14 protein-coding genes are annotated in these 13,602 nt (G+C 68.4%); 8 read left to right on the top strand and 6 right to left on the bottom strand.

What is annotated here, in order from left to right:
- Positions 1-74: 74 nt before the first annotated feature.
- On the top strand, positions 75-1,892 hold the full coding sequence (pknB, locus tag ACGFH6_RS20820; protein ID WP_393386080.1) for a Stk1 family PASTA domain-containing Ser/Thr kinase: 1,818 nt from the start codon (positions 75-77) through the stop codon (positions 1,890-1,892).
- A gap of 54 nt (positions 1,893-1,946) precedes the next feature.
- Here pknB and ACGFH6_RS20815 read toward each other — a convergent pair whose 3' ends face one another.
- On the bottom strand, positions 1,947-2,564 hold the full coding sequence (locus ACGFH6_RS20815; protein ID WP_393386078.1) for an aminodeoxychorismate/anthranilate synthase component II: 618 nt from the start codon (positions 2,562-2,564) through the stop codon (positions 1,947-1,949).
- Positions 2,565-2,581: 17 nt separating this feature from the next.
- Complete coding sequence (locus ACGFH6_RS20810) at positions 2,582-3,352, bottom strand: DUF881 domain-containing protein (protein ID WP_393386075.1); 771 nt, start codon at positions 3,350-3,352, stop codon at positions 2,582-2,584.
- Between the two features lie 111 nt (positions 3,353-3,463).
- Here ACGFH6_RS20810 and ACGFH6_RS20805 point away from each other — a divergent pair, with 111 nt between their 5' ends.
- Positions 3,464-3,724: a cell division protein CrgA gene (locus ACGFH6_RS20805; RefSeq protein WP_393386072.1), complete on the top strand. Its 261-nt coding sequence runs from the start codon at positions 3,464-3,466 to the stop codon at positions 3,722-3,724.
- Positions 3,725-3,919: 195 nt separating this feature from the next.
- On the opposite strand, the gene ACGFH6_RS20800 is transcribed toward ACGFH6_RS20805, so the two are convergent.
- On the bottom strand, positions 3,920-4,366 hold the full coding sequence (locus ACGFH6_RS20800) for an Lrp/AsnC family transcriptional regulator (protein ID WP_131362217.1): 447 nt from the start codon (positions 4,364-4,366) through the stop codon (positions 3,920-3,922).
- Positions 4,367-4,447: 81 nt separating this feature from the next.
- Here ACGFH6_RS20800 and ACGFH6_RS20795 point away from each other — a divergent pair, with 81 nt between their 5' ends.
- The 5 genes from ACGFH6_RS20795 (at position 4,448) to ACGFH6_RS20775 (ending at position 8,194) form a co-directional block, all read left to right on the top strand.
- A complete protein-coding gene (locus ACGFH6_RS20795) occupies positions 4,448-5,056 on the top strand; it encodes a hypothetical protein (RefSeq protein WP_393386069.1) in 609 nt (202 codons plus the stop codon).
- 41 nt (positions 5,057-5,097) lie between these two features.
- On the top strand, positions 5,098-5,706 hold the full coding sequence (locus ACGFH6_RS20790) for a hypothetical protein (RefSeq protein ID WP_393386067.1): 609 nt from the start codon (positions 5,098-5,100) through the stop codon (positions 5,704-5,706).
- A gap of 86 nt (positions 5,707-5,792) precedes the next feature.
- Positions 5,793-6,317 (top strand): EXLDI protein, encoded by a 525-nt coding sequence (locus tag ACGFH6_RS20785; RefSeq protein ID WP_360437924.1) that lies wholly within the window; start codon positions 5,793-5,795, stop codon positions 6,315-6,317.
- 138 nt (positions 6,318-6,455) lie between these two features.
- The gene (locus ACGFH6_RS20780; RefSeq protein ID WP_393386062.1) at positions 6,456-7,412 is read left to right on the top strand and encodes an ATP-binding cassette domain-containing protein; all 957 of its coding nucleotides are present in this window, start codon (positions 6,456-6,458) and stop codon (positions 7,410-7,412) included.
- Positions 7,409-8,194, top strand: coding sequence for an ABC transporter permease (locus ACGFH6_RS20775; protein WP_393386059.1), 786 nt, complete (start codon positions 7,409-7,411; stop codon positions 8,192-8,194). Before ACGFH6_RS20780 ends, ACGFH6_RS20775 begins: the two co-directional genes overlap by 4 nt.
- Here the strand turns inward: ACGFH6_RS20775 and ACGFH6_RS20770 are convergent.
- Positions 8,191-8,871: a pyridoxamine 5'-phosphate oxidase family protein gene (locus tag ACGFH6_RS20770; protein WP_393386057.1), complete on the bottom strand. Its 681-nt coding sequence runs from the start codon at positions 8,869-8,871 to the stop codon at positions 8,191-8,193. The genes ACGFH6_RS20775 and ACGFH6_RS20770 overlap by 4 nt on opposite strands.
- Before the next feature lie 69 nt (positions 8,872-8,940).
- Between ACGFH6_RS20770 and ACGFH6_RS20765 the strand changes: the two genes are divergently transcribed.
- Positions 8,941-10,329, top strand: a complete 1,389-nt coding sequence (locus ACGFH6_RS20765; RefSeq protein WP_393386054.1) for a PLP-dependent aminotransferase family protein — start codon at positions 8,941-8,943, stop codon at positions 10,327-10,329.
- A 133-nt stretch (positions 10,330-10,462) separates the two neighbouring features.
- Here the strand turns inward: ACGFH6_RS20765 and ACGFH6_RS20760 are convergent, their stop codons facing one another.
- The gene (locus tag ACGFH6_RS20760) at positions 10,463-11,365 is read right to left on the bottom strand and encodes a glycoside hydrolase family 43 protein (RefSeq protein ID WP_393386051.1); all 903 of its coding nucleotides are present in this window, start codon (positions 11,363-11,365) and stop codon (positions 10,463-10,465) included.
- An 8-nt stretch (positions 11,366-11,373) separates the two neighbouring features.
- Positions 11,374-13,596, bottom strand: coding sequence for a family 43 glycosylhydrolase (locus tag ACGFH6_RS20755; protein ID WP_393386048.1), 2,223 nt, complete (start codon positions 13,594-13,596; stop codon positions 11,374-11,376).
- Positions 13,597-13,602: the final 6 nt, after the last annotated feature.

Below are 13,602 nucleotides of genomic sequence, written 5' to 3'. Positions count from 1 at the left end.
GGGGATCCACGCGTGGCGGCCGCTACGGTGGGCAAGTCGAGTGAGTGTTTCCGGACGGGTTGGAAGGCTGAGTCATGACATCGCAGGCACGTCTCGTCGGCGGCCGGTACGAAGAGGGCGAACCGCTCGGCCGCGGCGGCATGGCCGATGTGCGCAGGGGCGTCGACAACCGGCTCGGCCGGGCCGTCGCGATCAAGCGGCTCCGGGTCGACCTGGCGAGTGACGCGACCTTCCAGGCGAGGTTCCGGCGCGAGGCGCAGTCGGCGGCCTCGCTGAACCACCCGACCATCGTGTCGGTGTACGACACCGGTGAGGAGCCCGACCCGAACGGCTCCGGCGTCACGATCCCGTACATCGTGATGGAGCTGGTGACCGGCAAGACGCTGCGCGACCTGATCCGCGAGGGCCGCAAGATCATGCCGGAGCGGGCGCTGGAGATCACCTCCGGTGTCCTCGAGGCACTCGACTACAGCCACCGGGCCGGCATCGTGCACCGCGACATCAAGCCCGGGAACGTGATGCTGACCCCGCAGGGCCAGGTCAAGGTGATGGACTTCGGCATCGCCCGGGCGGTCGCGGACACTTCGTCCACGATGACGCAGACAGCGGCCGTCATCGGCACCGCGCAGTACCTGTCGCCGGAGCAGGCGCGCGGCGAGACCGTGGACGCCCGCTCCGACCTGTACTCGACCGGCTGCCTGCTGTACGAACTGCTCACCGGCCGGCCACCGTTCGTCGGCGAGTCGCCGGTTTCGGTGGCGTACCAGCACGTTCGGGAGCAGCCGCTGCCGCCGTCGTCGTTCGACCCGGACATCCCGCCGGAGGTCGACGCCGTCGTACTGAAGGCCCTGGCAAAGAGCCGCGAGGAGCGGTACCAGAGCGCCTCGGAGATGCGGCAGGACATCCACCGGGTGCTGGCCGGACAGCAGGTGACGGCGCCGATGGCGTCGGTTGCCGAGACCCGTGCGATCCCGGCGACCGTGGCCTCGACCGCGACGCAGGCGTACCGGCAGGGTCCGGCCGACGACCTGCTGCCGCCCGGCGGCGACCCGGACGACCTCGAGGACTCCCGGTCGCGGCGCAACCGCGGCCTCGCCTACTTCCTGCTCGGCCTGGCCATCGTCGCGATCGCGGTCGGTGCCTACGCGCTGTTCACCAACCTCGGCAAGGACGACGGCGGTACGGCGAACACTCCGCCGGCGAAGGTCCAGGTGCCGGACGTGAGCGGCATGACGGCGACGCAGGCGACCGCGGCGCTGACCGAGAAGGGCCTGAAGTTCGCGCAGGGGCCGAGCCAGACGAGTGACACGGTCGGCCGCGGAATCGCGCTCAGCCAGACGCCGGAGCCGGCCACCCAGGCCGACCCGGGCTCGACCGTCACCGTGGTGTTCTCGTCCGGCCGGGCTGCGTTCCCGGTGCCGGATGTGATCGGCAAGTCCGAGTCGCAGGCCCGCAAGGCGCTGGAGGACTCGCCCGGGAAGTTCAAGGTCAAGGAAGAGACGGTCAAGCAGGACAGCGGCGAGAAGGCCGGCACCGTCCTCGCGGTCAGCCCGGACCCGAACGGCCAGTACCCGTCCGGCGCCGAGTTCACCCTGACCGTGTCCAGCGGCAAGGAGATGGTCGAGGTCCCGAACGTCGTCAGCGTGCCGCAGGACGACGCGACCAAGCAGCTGAAGGATCTCGGCTTCCAGGTCGGCTACAAGAACGGCACCGACCCGAACTACGGTCCGGACGCGGTGATCGCGCAGAGCGAGAAGGCCGGCACCAAGATCGCGAAGGGCTCGACGATCACGCTGACCGTCAACACGGAGCCCGAGCCGACCGACACTCCGAGCGAAACCCCGTCCACGCCGGAGAGCCCGGGCACGCCGGGGATCACGATCGGCGGCTGACCGCCGGACGATGCACAAAGGCCCCCGCCTCGGCGGGGGCCTTTCGCGTTGGTGTCAGCTGACGACGGGCGCCAAGCCGGCCGAGCGGGCGACAGCGTCGGGGTCGCCGCAGATCGCGAGCCAGTTGGCCAGCATCCGGTGGCCGCCCTCGGTGAGCACGGACTCCGGGTGGAACTGGACGCCCTCGACCGGGAGGTCGCGGTGCCGGGCCGCCATGATCACACCGGCGTCGGTCCGGGCCGTCACCTGCAGCTCGTCCGGCACGGTGTCCTGGGCGATCGCGAGCGAGTGGTACCGGGTCGCGGTGAACGGCGACGGCAGTCCGGCGAGCACACCGGCGCCCTCGTGGAACACCTGGCTCGTCTTCCCGTGCAGCAACTCGTCCGCGCGTCCGACCACGCCGCCGTACGCGACTCCGATGGCCTGCAGGCCGAGGCAGACGCCGAAGATCGGCACCTCGCCACCCTTGTCCCGCACGATGTCCACGCAGGCGCCGGCTTCCTCCGGCGTTCCGGGGCCGGGCGAGAGGAGGACTCCGTCGTACTCGGTGACCTGGTCAGGGGTGACCTCGTCGTTGCGCAGCACAGTGGTCTCGGCCTGCAGCTGCTGGAGGTACTGCACCAGGTTGTAGACGAAGGAGTCGTAGTTGTCGACGACAAGGATCCGCGGCATGCGGACCATTGTGACAGCTAGCGGCCGCTGGCCGTCGGGCTGACCGACGGGGTGTGCTCGAACCCGGGCACCGTCGCGCTCTGCAGGTCGAGGGTGCCCTCGTACGCCGGCATCGCGATCGACGACTCGCTCTTCACCTCGTAGCCGAGCTGGAACTTCACCACGTAGTCCTGCAGGTTCTCGATGTACTGCGAGTCGTCGAGCGCCTGCTGCAGCTTCCGCCGGTCACCGATCGCCGTGATCTTGTACGGCGGCAGGTAGGGCACACCGTGCAGTACGACGGAGTTCCCGACGCACTTGATCCCGGTGGTGGAGATGACCCGGTGGTTCTGGATCGAGAGCGCGTCGGCACCACCGGCCCAGAGCGCGTTCACCACTGCCTGGATGTCCTGCTGGTGGATCACCAACCAGTCCGCGTCGACGTCCGGGTTCTCCTTGACCACCTCGGACGGCGCGTCCTTCAGCGTGACCGTCAGACCCGGACCGGTGACCGGCGTGGTGCCGACGTCCTCGGACAGGTCCTGGAGCTTCTTGGCCAGCGCCGGATCGATCGAACCCTGCTGCTCCTGCAGCTTCTCGATGTCCTGGGTCAGCGCCGCGTGCTGGCGGACCAGGCTCGCGCTGCGCCGGCTCTGTTCCTCCACGAGCCCGGCGAGCGTAGTGTTGCGAGAAGGACGCAGGTCGGTGCCTCGGGCGTTGGTGGCGCTGGTCGCGAACAGCAGACCGGCGCACAGCAGCGCCAGGGGTGCCCCCACGCGCCACAGCGAAATCCGCTTGAACCTACGCACCTGTGATCTCCATGTTGCTGTCTGCACTACGCTAACCCCGGACCGGACCCGACAGGTCCGGGCCTCCTGGCCTCAGAGGTCAGCTTATGCGTCCTTACAAGGAGTTCAGCCGTGCCCGAGTCGAGCAGTCGCAACAAGAAGAAGACCGAGAAGGTCAAGGTCGAGAAGACGCCGAAGAAGCCGCGCACCACGAGCCGCGTGTGGGTCGCGCCGGTGATGCTCGCCTGCTGGCTGCTCGGGCTCGCCTGGCTGGTCGTCTTCTATGTGGCCGGGCAGAGCATTCCGGTGATGGACGACCTGGGCAACTGGAACCTGCTGATCGGCATGGGCCTGATCGCGGTCGGCTTCGTCGTCTCCACCCAGTGGGTCTGACGCACTGATCCCATCGGGTGAACCGGACTTGTCCGGAATCACAGCAGTGGAGTTATCCACATCCATATCCCCAGTTGTGCACACCGTTTTGGCGACGTTGTCCCCAGCTCACCGTCGACTTCTCCACCGAATCCGGCCGAAACTCGGCGAAATCTGTGGATAAGTCAGGTTTGAGTGGATGAGTTTCCACACCGTTCACGTCGGCAGCGGGCGGTTGTCCACCACCTTCTTCATCACGATCGTCGAGGTCAGCCGCTGGACTCCGGGCAGCCGCGCCAGCCGCTCGTCGCGCAGCCGCTGGAACGCGCCGATGTCGGCCGTCGCCACCCGGACGAAGTAGTCCGGCTCCCCGAACAGCCGCTCGGCATGCACCACCTCGGGGATCTCGGCCAGCCCGGACTCGAACCCGGCCACCGACTCCTCCCGGTCCATCGTGACCGCGAGCAGCACCTCGAACCCGCGCCCGACCGCGCCCGGATCGATGACGGCCCGGTATCCACTGATGACTCCGGACCGCTCCAGCTCCCGCAACCGCCGGTGACAGGGCGCCGCACTCAGCCCGATCCGTTGGGCGAGCTCGGTGACGGTCAGCCGGCCCTCCGCCTGAAGCACCGCAAGGATCTTGCGATCGATCGCATCCATGCCACAGATCCTAGCCGTTGTCCCGCGATGTGAGCATGAATTCGCACGATATCGTCGCCGATTCAGCAGTAATCTTGCGCCATGCTCGACTTCTTGCCCATCCTCGCCGCCTGCTTCGGGATTCCGCAGTACCTGCCGCAGCTGCTCAAGCTCCGCGGCACGGATGACACGGCCGGCGTCTCCTGGTCCTGGGCGACGCTGACGAGTGCGAACAACGCGGCCTGGTTCGCGTACTTCATGGCCTCGGGTTACTGGACCGCGAGCCTGCCGTCCACAGGGGCAGCCATCCTGGCCGGCACCCTCTCGGTGATGCTGGTACGCCGTGGCGCGGTGAACCGCCGTGCGATCGTCTGGATCTGCGGCTGGGTGGGGCTGCTCGTGCTCGCGGCAGCCGTCGGTGGACGGATCGGCCTGGGCACCTTGCTCGCCGCCGCCTCGATCGTCCAGGTCACGCCGTCGGTGTGGACGGCGTACCGGACCGCACGCCCCACCGGCATCTCCCAAGGCACGTGGGCCTTGGTGTTCGGCGAACTGTCGTGCTGGTTCGTCTTCGGCCTGTGGAAAACGGACCCGCGCCTGATCACCCTAGGTGCCACCGGCATCCTCGCCAGCCTCCTCATGCTGGCCCGCATCCGAAGCGCCACGCGCCTCCCATCCACAGGCATCGACCGGGTGAACGCACCGGCGTAGCGTCGAAGTGCGACCTGGGGGAGACAGGGGAGGTCTCACCGATGTTCGTTCAGGTCATTCAGGGGCAGATCACCGATGCCGAGCAGGCGCACACCGCGTTCGACCGGTGGATGGAAGAACTGGCGCCCGAGGCGACCGGCTGGCTGGGGAGCACCGCCGGGGTCACCGCGGACGGGCGGTTCATCGTGCTGGCTCGGTTCGAGTCCGCCGACGCCGCGCGGCGGAACAGCGAGTCACCCGCGCAGGACAAGTGGTGGCACGAGTTCTCGACGCTGCTCACCGGCGGCGCCGTCTTCCACGAGACCGAGGATGTGACGGTCGACCAGTCCGGCGACCCGAATGCGGCAGGTTTCGTCCAGGTGATCCAGGGACGGGTGTCGAACCCCGAGCGAGCCCGCGCGCTGATGGCTGCGCATCCGGAGGAGTGGGCTGCCTTCCGGCCGGACATCCTCGGCAGTCTGCTCGCGACGTACGACGAGGGTGCCTTCACGACCGCGCTGTACTTCACCTCCGAGGCGGAGGCCCGCGAGGGCGAGCGGAAGGAGCCGCCGGCAAGCCTGAAGTCGACGATGGACGAACTGAACTCGCTCGACGCGGAACAGCCGGTGTTCTTCGATCTCGACCATCCCTGGCTGTTCTCACCTCGCTGAGCCGGCCGGTTCCACCTCTACGTAGAGATATATGTAGACACGGCCCACCCTCGTACGTATAGTTCTACGTAGGAGGAGTGAGAACCATGCCGAACAAGACGATCTACGTGTCGGACGACGACCTGCCGCTGTACAAGAAGGCGCAGGAGCTCGCCGGGAACCTGTCCTCGGCGATCTCGATCGCACTGCGCAAGTACGTCGAACTGGAGGAAGGCCGGCTCGAGGGGTACGACGAGATCACCGTGCGGGTGGGCCGGGGGACCGGCCGCAAGCAGCGGTTCTCCGGCGTACTGCTCGCCGAGGGCGGCCGATCCAGCAAGCACGGCTACGAGGCCTTCAAGGTGTATCGGAGCCGGACTGGCAAGTACGTGCTGCACGCGGACCGCAGCAACCTCTTCACCGTGGGCGCCGACGACGAGCAGTACCTGAGCGGCTGGCGCTCGTGGATCGGCAACTGGAGCACCGACCAGTCCTGGAGCGTGGCCCAGGGCGAGGCCACCCTCGATGTCGTCGACACCATCGAGGAGCTCCGCGAGCTGATCCCCGAGGACCTCTACGAACTGGTCGAGGAAGCCTCGAACCACCCCACGGTGGAGGACCTCGACATCTAGTCCCCCTCCCTCCTCGCTGATCCGGCGCCTTCGACGAAGGCCGGCCGGCTGGATCAGCACGCCCTGAATCTCCTCCCACAGACCCTTTCAGCCATTGGGTCAGGTTCACCCTGCCCACTTCACAGCCGAGGAAGACCCATGTCATCAGCCATCGACGTCCGTGGACTGCACAAGTCCTACGGCGACAAGCTCGTGCTGGACGGCATCGACCTGAACGTTGCCGAAGGCACCATCTTTGCCCTGCTCGGCCCGAACGGCGCCGGCAAGACCACCGCGGTGCAGATCCTGTCCACCCTGATCGCGGCCGACGCCGGCGAGATCCGGGTCGCCGGGTTCGACCTGCACCAGAACCCCGAGGACGTCCGGTCCGCGATCGGCGTCACCGGCCAGTTCTCCGCGGTCGACGGCCTGCTCACCGGCCGCGAGAACCTGATCATGATGGCCGACCTGCACCACCTCGGCCGTCGCGAGGGCCGCCTCCGGGCGGACGAACTACTGGAGCGGTTCGACCTCGTCGAAGCCGGCTCGAAGATGGCCTCGACGTACTCCGGCGGCATGAAGCGCCGGCTCGACCTGGCGATGACGCTGGTCGGGGATCCACGGATCATCTTCCTGGACGAGCCGACCACCGGTCTGGACCCACGCAGCCGGCACAGCATGTGGCAGCTGATCCGCGAACTGGTCGCCGGAGGCGTCACCGTCCTCCTCACCACGCAGTACCTGGACGAGGCGGATGAGCTCGCCGACCGGATCGCCGTACTCGATCATGGGCGGCTGGTTGCGCAGGGCACGCCCGAGCAGCTGAAGCGGCTGGTGCCGGGCGGGCATGTCCGGCTCCGGTTCACCGCGCCCGACGAGTTCGCCCTCGCGTCCCAGGTCCTGCCGGACGCGGCGCGGGACGAGGAGGCACTGGTCCTGCAGGTGCCGAACGACGGCAGCGTGCACTCGCTGCGCGCCCTGCTGGCCCAGATCGACGACGCCTCGGTCGAGGTCGACGAACTGACTGTCCACACCCCCGACCTGGACGACGTGTTCTTCGCCGTCACCGGTCAGCCCACTGTTGAGACTTCGCACGAGAAGGTGACGACGAAATGAGCTACGCACTGCAAGACACCGCCACCATGCTGCGCCGCAACCTACGGCACGCCCAGCGCTACCCCGGTCTGTCCCTCGGCGCCCTCGCGATGCCGGTGATCATGATCCTGCTGTTCGGGCTCGTCTTCGGCGACACGTTCTCAGCAGGGCTCGGCGGCGGCGGCGCCGGCTTCGACTACATCGACTTCCTCACCCCGGGCATCCTGCTGATGTCGATCGCGTCCGGGACGATGTCTCCCGCGGTGGCCGTCTGCATGGACATGACCGAGGGCATCGTCGCCCGGTTCCGGACGATGGCGATCTTCCGGCCCGCCGTACTGACCGGACATGTGCTGGGCAACGTGCTCGTCACGATCGTCAGCCTGGCGTTGGTGGTCGGCTTCGCCGTCCTGATCGGGTTCCGCCCGAACGCGTCGCCGGGAGACTGGTTGCTGGCAGCCGGCCTCCTGATCGCGCTGACCGTCGCGCTGACCTGGTTCGCGATCGCGCTGGGCCTGACCAGCAAGACACCGGAGGCGGCGAGCAACGTCGTCCTGCCGATCTCCCTGCTGCTGCCGTTCCTGAGCAACACCTTCATCCCGTTGGATTCGATGCCGAGCGGAATCCGCTGGTTCGCCGAGTACCAGCCGTTCACCCCGACCATCAACACCCTGCGGCACCTGCTGCTGGGTACGCCGATGGACAGCGGCGACGGCTGGCTCGCGCTGGCCTGGTGCGCGGCGATCGCCGTGGTCGGCTACTTCTGGGCCCAGAAGAACTACAACAAGGGGACGGTGGCCTAGGACGGTGCGCCGAGCAGGTTCGCCTTCGTGCGGACGTGAGCGGGCACCAGCAGGTCGCAGTCAGGGTTGTTCTCCGGTTCGCCGGCAACGACGTGGAGCGGGATCACACCAGTCCAGTAGGGCAGGTCGAGGTCCTGCTCCTCGTCGTTGGCCGGCCCGGAGCGGGTCTTCACCGAGGCTTCGGTCAGTGAGAGCGCGAGGACCGAGGTCTTCGCGAGTTCCTTGCGGTTCGGCGGGCGGACCGCGGTGGAGCGGCCGGGGACGAGGTGGTCGACGATGCGGTTGAGGGCGTGCAGCTTCTCATCCGGATCGGTCACCAGCCTCGGTACGCCGAAGATCACCGCCGAGCGGTAGTTGACCGAGTGGTGGAACGCGGAGCGGGCAAGCACCAGGCCGTCCGCGTGCGTGATGGTCACGCAGATCGTCTGCTGCGGCGCCGCGACCACACTGCGGGCGGCGACCGACCCATGAAGGTACAGCGTCCCGTCGGGTCCCTCATCCAGATCCACGCCGTACGCCGTCGGCAGTACCAGCGGTGCACCGTCGACGACGACGCCGAGATGGCAGAACATGCCGTCGAGGAGTACGTCGTACAGCGCCTGCCGGTCGGTAGCAGCGCGCTCCTTGGAGCGGCGGAGGGAGGTCCGGTCGGTCGGCTGCAGCGGCGTGGTGGTCATGTCACCAGAGTCCCGTCCGGAGTGGCATGCTGGCACGGTCCATTCCCGCGCGAATCAGGTAGTCCATTCGTGGAAAGCTCCCTGCCGCTGACCATCGATCGCCGTACCGGTCTGCCGCTGCACCTGCAGCTGGCCGAGCAGTTCCGGGCCGCGATCCTGGACGGGCGGCTCCGGTCCGGCCACCGGCTCCCGTCCACTCGCGATCTCGCCCGCGACCTGTCCGTGTCCCGGTCGGTGACTCAAGCGGCGTACGACCAGCTCCACGCCGAGGGGTGGATCGAGGGTCGTACGGGTGCCGGGACCTACGTGACGGACGTCGTACCGCTGCAGCCCGCCGTACGGCACCGGGCCGCACCCCAGCCGAATCCGGCGGCTGAGCTGCTCAGCCTGCGCCCCGGCATCCCATACATCGCACCGACGCCGGACCCCGGCTGGCGACGTGCTTGGCGGGAGGTGTCGACGCAGTCGCCGCCACGTGGGTACGACGATGCCGCCGGGCTGCCGGAGCTCCGCGCTGCGCTGGCTGACCACGTCGGCCGGGTCCGCGGGATCGCCTGCGGGCCGGAGAACATCCTGATCACCAACGGCACCGTGCACGGCCTCCGGTTGCTGCTCACGGTGACCCGGAGTCCGGGCGACCGGATCGCGATCGAGGACCCCGGCTACCTGAACGCGGTCGTCGCGGCGCGGGACCACCACCTCGACATCGTCGACGTACCGGTGGACGCCGACGGGCTGCAGGTCTCCGCGCTGACCGAGGTCCCGGCCGTCTACGTGACCCCGTCGCACCAGTACCCGCTCGGCGGCCGGCTACCCGTTGCCCGACGCAACGAGTTGGTCCGGTGGGCACGACGGAACGACGCGATGCTGATCGAGGACGACTACGACAGCGAGTTCCGGTACGACGTCGCGCCGCTGCCCGCGCTCGCCCAACTCGACCTGGATCGGGTGGTCCATCTCGGCACGCTCTCCAAGACCATCAGCCCGGCGCTCCGGCTCGGCTGGCTGGTCGCGTCCGACACGATGGTCGATCGCCTCGCCCGCTTCCGCGCCGAGTCCGGCGACTGGCCCGGCTGGCCGATGCAGGCCGCCCTCCTCGCCATGCTCCGCGACGGCTACCTCGACCAGACCGTCCGCAAAGGCCGCCGCCTGTACGCCGACCGCCGCCTCCACACCTGCACCGCCCTCGCGCCCTACGGCCAGATCATCGGCCAGGAAGCGGGCCTCCACATCACCCTGCTCCTCCCCGACCCCCTCAACGACCATCAAATCACTGCCGAAGCCCGCCAAGCCGGCGTAGTAGTAGCCCCCTTGTCGGAGTACCGCCGCTCCACCCCCGGCCCACCCGGCCTGGTCATCGGCTACGCCACCCCTTCAACCCCAGACCTACACCGAGCCCTCGACATCCTGATCGGCGTACTCGACCGTTTCGGCCCCTCTCGAAAGGCTCCCGCTTGATGCGCGACCAGCGGGACAGGTTTTGGCCGGTCTCGATCGCCATTCAGCGGGTCGAACACGAACTACAGGAGCGCGCGAACGAGGGGCGGGTGCAGGGTGCGACGAAGGAGCGGACGTGCGGGCGCGGGGGCTTCTACGGGGTGAGCGGGTTGAGCCGGAGGGGCGGTTGGACGGTGGGGATGTCGTTGGGCCAGGTGAGTTCGGAGAGCCACATGGTGCGGCCTTTGGGGTCGGTGCCTGCCTGGGTTGGGTTCCAGGCGTGGTAGACGAACCAGTCGCGGCCGTCCTTGTGGATGACCATGTTGTGACCGGGGCCGGCGGCGTCGGGAGAGGAGGACAAGATGGGGTCGCCGGACTTCGTGCAGGGGCCGGTGGGGGATGAGCAGCGCGCGTGGCCGACGGCGTACGCCGCCTTGTCGAAGGCGTTGGCCGAGTAGAAGAGATGGAAGACGCCAGAGCGTTCCACCATGTACGGCGCTTCGACCAGCGCACCCTCCCACGGGAGGTCCTGCTTGATCAGCCGATGCACCGGACCGATCAGCGTCAGACCGTCGGCCGACAACTCCGACACGTAGATCCAGGTGTCGACGCCGATCGCGTTGCCGTCGTTCTTCCAGTACAGCCAGCGGCGCCCGGACGAGTCCTGGAACGGCGACGCGTCGATCGAACCACCCTCGTCTGCCTGACAGATCAACGGCTCAGACGATTTGTCGATATATGGACCTGTCGGCTCGGCCGCCACCGCGACCCCGATGCACTGCCGGCCGGAAGCGGTCCCACGCGTCGTGTAGTACATGACGTACCGATCGGGCCCGTGCACCGCGACCTCCGGCGCCCAGACCCGACCCGGCGACGACCAATCCGGCAACGACGGCAGAGCATCGCCGACCTGCTCCCACGCCACCAGGTCGGCAGACTTCAACGTCTGCACGTTCCCCAACGGCCCGTTGGTCGCGAAGGCGTAGAAGCCGTTGCTCACCGCAATGACGGCGGGGTCGGCGAAGTTGCCGTCGTAGACCGGATTGGTGAATCCCACGTGTCTCCTTACTTGCTCTCGTAGAACCGCAGATAGTCGAACGTCGCCACCGGGGCCGGGTTCGCACCGGTGAACTCGCCATGCGCATAGAGCCCGAGCTTCGGCGTCTGCCCCGCGGGCAGCACCCACGACGCACCCCACGTCCAACTCTTCCCATCGACCGAAGTCCCGGCACGGTAGACGTTCTCACCCGCAGCGTTCTTGCTGTACGCGATCCGCAGCCACAACGTCGACGCCGACCGCCCGATCGCCGCCGCACCGTACGTCGTCGCACCGTCCGACGGTCGCGCCACCAACTCGCGCCCGTACTCCGTCTGCCGTGTCTTCCAGATCGAGACGGAGCCCAGCCGCGCGAAGTCGTTGTCGTTCAGATAGACGATCATCCCGGCCTGCTGATAGTTGCGTACGTCGTTCGCACCGAGGTCGAGATGCAGTTTGGTCTCGGCGATCCAACTGTCCCCGGCCGGCGTCTCGTGGAACAGCAACCCGGCGTTGTTCCCACTGCCGACCATGTCCGCGTTCTCCAACGGCCACGACAGCTTGCCGTCAGCAACAACCGCGTTGGCGTCCGCACGCAGCCACGACCAGTCGTCACCCAGGTCCGAGGAGAAGTCGTCTCCGGACAACAACTCCCCGGTCCGCGGGACGTCGGCCATCCGTCGTACCGGCTCCGCCACCGGGCGGACGGTCAGGTTGTCCACCTCGGCCGACCCGAGCCACCGCACCGGCGCAACCCCAAGCTTCAGCCCGGGTACGGCGAGTTGTGCCTCGGCGTACACGTCACCCAGGCCGGCGTCGTTCACGCGAGCGGTGACAGTCGTACCGGAGACCTGCACGCTGAGCTTGTTCCACTGCGACCGGTCGAAGTCGGCAGGCAGTGCGGCCGACGCGGTCCGGTGACCCGCCACAACGGTCACTTTGCCGCCAGACACAGTGGCGACGACCTCGTTGCCGAGCACGGTGGTGAACGAATTCCCCAGCCGTACGTCGGCCTCCACGCGGAGCGAACCACCCGGCGCCGACTGGCGCGTCTGCGCGGCACCGGAGATGGACGCCGTCGGGCCGCCCAGAGCGTCACCGGGCTGCCGACTGGCACCGAGCACACCACCAGCCGGATCGGTCGAGTCGATCCCGAGTCCGGACCCGGTTGCCGGCGCGGGCACCGGCCCCTCGGACGGTCCGAGCCCGGCGCGGGTCCGCGGCCAGCCGTCGATCCAGTCGATCCGGTCGATCAGCATCGGCCGGCGGTTGACCCCGAGCGGGTTGGTCAGCCACGGCGTACCGCGGTCGATCGCGTGGTAGACGATGTGGTCCTGGCCGGCCGCGTCGGTGATGAACGCGTGGTGGCCGGGTCCGATCCACCGGTTCCCGTTCTGCGTGATGACCGTCGTACCGCCGACGTGTGAGTCGGTCAGCGCGACACCGTCCTTGTCGAGGAACGGGCCGCGCGGCGAGCGGGACCGGCCGGCGAAGACCGAGTAGCCCGTGGTCGGGCCGGCGCAGCAGTTCATCGACGAGCCCATGAAGTAGTACCAGCCGTCGCGGTAGACGACGTACGAACCCTCGTAGCGGTCGCCGATGGTCACCTGGGTCGGCGCACCGACCGAATGCAGGCCGTCCGGCGACAGTTCGGTGACGGAGATGCCGCCGTTGAAGCCGCCGTAGTACAGGTACCGCTTGCCGTCGGCGGCGGTCAACAGAGCGGGGTCGATCGTGCCGAGGAAGCCGCCGTTGCCGTCCGGTCTCGGCGCGACGACCGGTCCGTCGGTAGCGGTCCACGGTCCGGCCGGGGTCGGGGCGGTGGCCACGCCGATCGCGGGATCGCCGCCGGCGTTGGCCGTGGTGTCGGTGACGGTGAAGTACATGACGTACCGGCCGCCGAAGTAGCGGATGTCCGGCGCCCAGAAGAACGACCCGGGCGCGGCCCAGGCCGGCTTGGTCGCGTCGGTGAAGACGGTGCCCAGGTACTGCCAGGAACCGAAGTCCTTGGTGCGGGCCATGTGCATCAGGCCGAACGGGCCGTTCGCGACCAGCGGGTCGGAGGTGGCGTAGGCGTACCAGTAGCCGTCCCGGCCCTGGATGATCGACGGATCGGCGAACGTGTCGGCGAAGCTGGACGTGATGGGGTTGGTGGTCTTCACCGCGGGGTCGGGTGCGGCCGTGGCGGCCGTCGTACCGGCGGCCAGGGCAGCCACAGCGCAGACTGCGGCGAGGAATCTTCTCGGAGGCACGGGCGG

The sequence above is a fragment of the Kribbella sp. NPDC049227 genome, assembly GCF_043197265.1.
GTDB lineage: Bacteria > Actinomycetota > Actinomycetes > Propionibacteriales > Kribbellaceae > Kribbella.
Note: the sequence above shows the minus strand (reverse complement) of the source record. Positions and strands in the feature narration are given on the sequence as shown.

Bases quoted from the DNA above. Each gene is read 5' to 3' on its own strand.
- pknB (WP_393386080.1), top strand. From the start codon at position 75: ATGACATCGCAGGCACGTCTCGTCGGCGGCCGGTACGAAGAGGGCGAA.
- ACGFH6_RS20815 (WP_393386078.1), bottom strand. From the start codon at position 2,564: ATGCCGCGGATCCTTGTCGTCGACAACTACGACTCCTTCGTCTACAAC.
- ACGFH6_RS20800 (WP_131362217.1), bottom strand. From the start codon at position 4,366: ATGGATGCGATCGATCGCAAGATCCTTGCGGTGCTTCAGGCGGAGGGC.
- ACGFH6_RS20795 (WP_393386069.1), top strand. From the start codon at position 4,448: ATGCTCGACTTCTTGCCCATCCTCGCCGCCTGCTTCGGGATTCCGCAG.
- ACGFH6_RS20790 (WP_393386067.1), top strand. From the start codon at position 5,098: ATGTTCGTTCAGGTCATTCAGGGGCAGATCACCGATGCCGAGCAGGCG.
- ACGFH6_RS20785 (WP_360437924.1), top strand. From the start codon at position 5,793: ATGCCGAACAAGACGATCTACGTGTCGGACGACGACCTGCCGCTGTAC.
- ACGFH6_RS20780 (WP_393386062.1), top strand. From the start codon at position 6,456: ATGTCATCAGCCATCGACGTCCGTGGACTGCACAAGTCCTACGGCGAC.
- ACGFH6_RS20775 (WP_393386059.1), top strand. From the start codon at position 7,409: ATGAGCTACGCACTGCAAGACACCGCCACCATGCTGCGCCGCAACCTA.
- ACGFH6_RS20770 (WP_393386057.1), bottom strand. From the start codon at position 8,871: ATGACCACCACGCCGCTGCAGCCGACCGACCGGACCTCCCTCCGCCGC.